Annotated in this window: 2 protein-coding genes; both read right to left on the minus strand. The window is 67.1% G+C overall.

Annotation, left to right across the window (positions count from 1 at the left end):
* Positions 1–4,693, minus strand: a 4,693-nt coding sequence (locus tag F1599_RS22055; RefSeq protein ID WP_150084590.1) for a non-ribosomal peptide synthetase, incomplete at its 3' end; no start/stop codon positions are given.
* Between the two features lie 4 nt (positions 4,694–4,697).
* A partial coding sequence (locus F1599_RS22060) for a non-ribosomal peptide synthetase (RefSeq protein ID WP_150084591.1) occupies positions 4,698–6,820 on the minus strand: 2,123 nt, incomplete at its 5' end.

The following is a 6,820-nucleotide window of genomic DNA, read 5'->3' on the forward strand; positions in this document are numbered from 1 at the left end:
GGAACAGCATGCCGTGCTGCATCGGCGTGAGCGGATACAGGTCCTCGATCTGGCCGCCGTCGAGGCGATCGAGCTGATGCTGGTTCAGGCCGGCGAGCGGTACATCGGACGGTGTCAGCGCGCCGGGCGGCATGCCGATGCAGTGGTCGATGGTGGTCTCCAACGCCTGCCGGTAGGCGTCCACCAGCGAGGCGATGGTGTCGTGCCGGTAGCGGGCGGTGCTGAACGTGACGCCCAGCGACAGCACGCCGCCGCTGACCTGGCCATTGATCGTGATCCAGTTGCCAAGCGGTGCGTCGGGGGAGACGGGCTGCCCCGGAGACTCTGTGGCCCGATCGAACAGGGCCGCTTCGTCGATATTGGCGTCAAGCTGGCCCAGATAGTTGAACGTAATGCGAGGCGAACGAAGCGCGGCAAGTTCGTCGCGGATCGCCTGCGGTCCGAGAAGCCGCAGTAAGCCATGGCCGATGCCGTGATGGGGGATGGCGCGCAACGTTTCCTTGACCGCCTTGATGCTGCTGCCGGTGTCGCCGAGCACCGGCAGGACGACGGGGAACAAGCTGGTGAACCAGCCGACGGTGCGGCTGATATCCACGTTCTCGAACAACGCCTCGCGGCCATGCGCTTCCAGGAAGATGGCCGCTCGGTCCACGCTCGCCCAATCGCCGACGGCTCGCGCGAGCGCGCTGAGCAGCAGGTCGTTGATCTGCGTGCGATACGCCGCAGGGGCTTGCTTGAGCAGCCGCTGCGTCTGCGCCGGCGACAGCTGCAGGGTCAGCGTGGCGGCGTCGGCGATGCGATCGTTCTCCACGACGCGATCGCAAGGCAGTTCCGGCCCTTGCTGGGTGCGCCAGTAGTCCGCCTGCCGGATCAGATCGTCCGAGTTCGCGTGCTGGACCAATGCCTGCGACCAGGCCTTGTACGACGCCGTCCTGGGCGGAAGGGCGATCGACCGGCCGTCCCGCGCAAGGCGATACGCCTGCTGCAGATCTTCCAGCAGGACGCGCCATGACACGCCGTCGATCACCAGATGGTGTACCGCGAGCAGAAGGCGCTCACTGCCGTCCGGAAGCCGCAGATGCAGCGCACGAAGCAACGGACCGTGTTGCAGATCGAGGCTCTGTTGCGCGCGGGTGCAGTGTTCGTCCATGGCCTCCAGACCAGCGACATCTTGCTGCCACAGCAACTCGTCTTCTGCCGGCTCGGCGTAGTGCTGGCGCCATTCGCCCTCGGTCTGCCGGAACCGTAGCCGCAGCGCGTCGTGATGTTGGACCACCGCCAGCAGCGCCTGCCCCAGTGCGTCGTGGTCGAGCGGCGACCGCGGACGCAGCAGCACCGATTGGTTCCAATGGTGGCGGTGCGGCATCGGCGTCTCGAAGAACGCCTGTTGGATCGGCAGCAGCGGCACCTCGCCGGTCGGCGTGTCTTCGACGGCCCGGTTTGCTTCCTCGCGCGTGGCGATCTGCGCGAGTGCCTGCACGGTCTGATGCAGGAACAGGTCCTTGGGCGTGAAGCGCAGGCCGACGCGACGCGCCCGGCTGACCGCCTGGATCGACAGGATCGAGTCGCCGCCAAGTTCGAAGAAGTTGTCGGTGATGCCGACTCGCTCGACACCAAGAACCTCCTGCCAGACCTGGGCGAGCCGCGCTTCGATGCCGTTGCGCGGCGCGACGTAGCTCTTGGCTTCCCACGCCGGCTCAGGCAGCGCGCGACGATCCAGCTTGCCGTTCGTCGTGACCGGCAGCCGATCCAGCTCGATGATGTGCGCCGGGACCATATAGGCCGGCAGGCAGCCTTCGAGATAGGCGCGAAGCTCGGCGGAGAGATCGGAGGTGTTCTCGCGCGTGACGATATACGCGACCAGCTGTTTCCCGCCTTGGCCATCGTGCGCAAGGACGACGGCCTCCCGGACCGCGGCATGGGCGCGCAGGCGTGCCTCGATCTCGCCGAGTTCGATGCGATAGCCGCGGATCTTGACCTGATGGTCCAGCCGGCCGACGTATTCGATGCTGCCGTCGCGGCAGCGCCGCACCAGATCGCCGGTGCGGTACATGCGGGCGCCGGCGGTGAAGGGGTCCGGGACAAAGCGCTCCGCGGTCAGTCCCGGTTTGCCGACGTAGCCGCGCGCGAGACCCAGGCCACCGATATACAGCTCGCCTGCTACGCCTACCGGCACCGGGTTCAGGTCGGCGTCGAGCACGTAGGCGGTGCGGTCGCCCACCGGTGTGCCGATCGGCACGTATGCGCTCGCGCAATCGGTGTCGTGCTGCCCGACCCAGGCCAGCGGCGTGACCACGGCCTCGGTCGGGCCATAGCCGTTGATCAGCGTGCGGGCCTGGAACTTCTGCTTGATGCGCGCGAAGGCCTCGCGCGACATCGCTTCGCCGCCGAAGGACAGCAGGCGCAGCGGCACCGGTTCGGTGGCCGCCTCGGCCAGTCGCAGCAGGTACGCGGGCGGGAAGCCGGCATTGGTGACGCCTTCGCGCGCGATCACTTCGAGGGTCTGCTCGGCGCTCCACAGGGCGTCGTCGCGCAGCACCAGCTGGGCGCCGGCGATCAGCGGTACAAGCCAGCGTTCGTGGGCCCCATCGAAATTGAACGACAGGAAGTGCAACTCCCGGTCGTCCGGTCCCATGCCGTATTGCTCGACGGTGGCGTGGCAGTGCATCGCCAGCGGTCCGTGTTCGACGGCGACGCCTTTGGGCGTGCCGGTGGAGCCGGAGGTGTAGATCAGATAGGCGAGCTGCCGGGGATCGACGGTCGGCAGTTGCACCGGCGCCGGCTCGCCAATGTCCTCCATGACGATGACCGGCACGGTGGTATCGATGCGGCCGGCCAGCGCCTGGGACGTCAGAACGAGCTTGACCCTGGCGTCCCGCAGCAATTGCTCGATACGCGCAGCCGGCAGTTCGGGGTCCAACGGCAGGTAGGCGGCGCCGGCCTTCAGCGTGGCCAGCAGCCGTACGATCAGGTCGGGGCTGCGGTCGAGCACGACGCCGACGACGGTTTCCGGGCCGACACCGGCTGCGTGCAGGGCGTGGGCAAGACGCGTAGCAGCGCCATCAAGCTCGCCGTAGCTGACCGCGCGTTCGCCGCAACGCACCGCAATGGCATCAGGGCGCTGCGCCGCTTGGCGAGCGATGGCGACGTGTACCGGCTCCATGGCGGAGAACCGCTTGTTCGGCGTGTTCCAGTCACGCAACCGACCTTGCTCGCCGATATCGAGAAGGTTCAACTCTCCGATACGAACCTCGGGCCGTGCGACGACCTGCTGCAACAGACCGACGAAATGCCGCTGCAAGCGCTCGACGGTGTCGTGCTCGAACAGATCGGCGGCATAGCCGAACACGCCGCTGAGAACGCCCTGTTCGTCCTCCTGCGTATCGAGCGCCAGATCGACCTTGGCGGCGCTGCCCGTACGCTCGACTTTCTCCAGCATCAGACGGGGCAGGCGATCCAGCGCGCGCAGGTCGCGCCGCTGATGGTTCAGCATCACCTGGAACAGCGGGTTGTGCGACAGATTGCGCTCGGGCTGCAGCGCCTCGACCAGTTGCTCGAACGGCAGTTCCTGATGCGCCTGCGCTTGCAGCACGGACTCGCGAGCGCGGGCGAGTACCGCGTCAAACGCCATGCTGCCGTCGATCTCGGTACGCAGGACCTGCGTGTTGACGAAGAAGCCGACCACACCCTCGGTTTCCACCCGATTGCGGTTGGCCACCGGCACGCCGATGCGCAGATCTCGCTGACCGGTGTAGCGGTAGAGCAGGACCTGGAAGGCGGCCAGCAGCACGGTAAACAGCGTGGTGTCGGCACGACGCGCCAACGTCCTGAGCTTGGCCGAGAGGTCCGCGTCGAGCGAGAACGAAACCGCGCCACCGCGATGGCTTGGCACCGCAGGACGCGGCCGGTCGGTCGGCAGTTCCAGCACCACGGTGCCATCGTTGGCCAGATGCGACTTCCAGTAGCCCAGTTGCCGCTCGAGTTCGCCGGCCTCGAGCCATTGCTTCTGCCACGCCGCGTAGTCGGCGTACTGGATTGGCAGCGGGGCCAACTGCGCCGGCTGGCCGCTGACGAAGCCCGCATAGAGCCGCGCGAACTCGTCGATGATGACGTTCATCGACCAGCCGTCGGAGACGATATGGTGCATGGTGACCAACAGGATGTGGTCGTCGTCGGCCAATCGCAGCAGGCGCACGCGCAGCAGCGGTCCTTGTTCGAGGTCGAACGGCGCCTGGGCCTCGGCGTCGACCATCGATTGCACAACAGCGTCGCGCTGTGCCGGATCGGTGTCCGTTAGATCGCTGACGTTGATCGGCAGCGAGAAGCGCGGATGGATGCGCTGCACCGCCTGCTCGCCCTCCTGATGGAAGGTGGTGCGCAGGCTTTCGTGCCGCTCCACCAGCGCATCGAAGGTCCGCTGCAAGGCGCCATCGTCCACCGAGCCGCGCAGACGCAGCATGCCGGCGAGGTGATAGGCGCTGCCGGCGGGCTCCAGCTTCCACAGGAACCACATCCGTTGTTGTGCGGCGGACAGCGGCAGATCGCCGGAGGGCGGGCGCCAGTCGGGCGTAATCGGAAGCACCGACAGCGAAATGCCCTGCTGGCCCAGCCGCTCCAGCAGGATCTTCCGCTTCTCCGGCGGAAGCCCGACGAAACGCCGGATCAGTTCCCGGCTTGCTTGCTGTTCGTTCATTGGATTAGGAAGTCTCGAGATCGGCCATCAGGTCGTCGATGGTTTGCAATTGGCTGGCGACGTTGACCGTGGCGCCGGTCGCCTGTTGCTGGGCGATGTATTCGGCAAGCTCGGCCACGGTGGGCAGCGACATCGCTTGACGCAGCGTCAGCGTGTTGCCGAACTCGCGGTGCAGCCGGGAAACGAGTTGCGTCAGCAGCAGGGAATGGCCGCCAAGCTCGAAGAAGTCGTCGTGAATGCCGACCCGTTCGACGCCCAGCACCTCCTGCCAGATCGCCGCCAGCAATGCCTCGATGTCGTTGCGCGGTGCCACGTAGGAATGGGTTTCCCAAACCGGCTCGGGCAGGGCACGGCGATCGAGCTTGCCGTTGGAGGTAACCGGCAACTGGTTCAGCGGCACGATCTGCGCCGGCACCATGTAGGGCGGGAGGCAGCCTTCGAGATAGGTTTTCAGCTTCGCGCCGACGCCGGGCTGGTCTTCGGCGGGAACGGCATAGGCGACCAACTGCTTTCCGCCCGGACCATCGTGGGCGACGACCACCGCTTCCCGCACGGTTTCGTGTGCGCGCAGCCGCGCCTCGATCTCGCCCAGTTCGATGCGATAGCCGCGGATCTTGACCTGATGGTCGAGCCGGCCGACGTATTCGATGCTGCCGTCGCGGCAGCGCCGGACCAGATCGCCGGTGCGGTACATGCGGGCGCCGGCGGTGAACGGGTCCGGGATGAAGCGTTCGGCGGTCAGTCCCGGTTTGCCGACATAGCCGCGCGCCAGGCCCAGGCCGCCGATATACAACTCGCCGGCCACGCCTACCGGCACCGGATTCAGGTCCGCGTCGAGCACGTAGGCGGTGCGCTCGCCCACCGGTTGGCCGATCGGCACGTATGCGCTCGGGCAATCGGTGTCGTGCTGTCCGACCCAGGCCAGCGGCGTGACCACGGCCTCGGTCGGTCCGTAGCCGTTGATCAGCGTGCCGGCCTGGAATTTCTGCTTGATGCGGGAAAAGGCTTCGCGCGACATCGCTTCGCCGCCGAAGGAAAGCAGGCGCAGCGGCACCGGTTCGGTGGCCGCCTCGGCCAGTCGCAGCAGGTACGCAGGCGGGAAGCCGGCATTGGTGACGCCTTCGCGCGCGATCACTTCGAGAGTCTGCTCGGCGCTCCACAGGGCGTCGTCGCGCAGCACCAGCTGGGCGCCGGCGATCAGCGGTACCAGCCAGCGTTCGTGGGCCCCGTCGAAGTTGAAGGACAGGAAGTGCAGCTCCCGGTCATCCGGTCCCATGCCGTATTGCTCGACGGTGGCGTGGCAGTGCATCGCCAGCGGTCCGTGCTCGACGGCGACGCCCTTGGGCGTGCCGGTGGAGCCGGAGGTGTAGATCAGGTAGGCGAGCTGGCGAGGATCGACGGCGGGTAACTGCACCGCTTCCGGCTCGCCAATGTCCTCCATGACGATGACCGGCAGGGTGGTATCGATGCGGCCGGCCAGCGCCTGGGACGTCAGAACGAGCTTGACGCCGGCGTCCCGCAGCAGTTGGTCGATACGCGCAGCCGGCAGTTCGGGGTCCAGCGGCAGGTAGGCGGCGCCGGCCTTCAGCGTGGCCAGCAGCCGTACGATCAGGTCGGGACTGCGGTCGAGCACCACGCCAACGACGGCCTCCGGGCCGGCACCGGCCGCGTGCAAGGCGTGGGCAAGACGCGTAGCAGCGCCATCAAGCTCGCCGTAGCTGACCGCGCGTTCGCCGCAACGCACCGCAATGGCATCAGGGCGCTGTGCCGCCTGGCGCGCGATGGCGACGTGGACAGCCTCGGTCGGAGAGAAGCGGCGGTCCGGCGTATCCGGGTCGCGCAAAGGCTCCTCATGGTCCGTATCGAGCAACTTCAAGTCGGCGATACGTGTCGTCGGGGCAGCGGCAAGTTGGTCCAGTACGCCAATGTATTGCCGCTGCAATTGCTCGACGGCAGCGTGCGAGAACGCTTCGCACCGATAGCTGCAGACGATATCGAGCGTGGCACCGGCCGAGATCACCAGCGTCAGCGGATAGTTGGTAGTCGCCGCATGGCTGACCTCGCCGAGCTTCAGGCCGTTCTGCTCGCGCTGGCGCAGTGCCGCATCGACCGGGTAGTTCTCGAACA

The organism is Cupriavidus cauae (assembly GCF_008632125.1).
GTDB lineage: Bacteria > Pseudomonadota > Gammaproteobacteria > Burkholderiales > Burkholderiaceae > Cupriavidus > Cupriavidus cauae.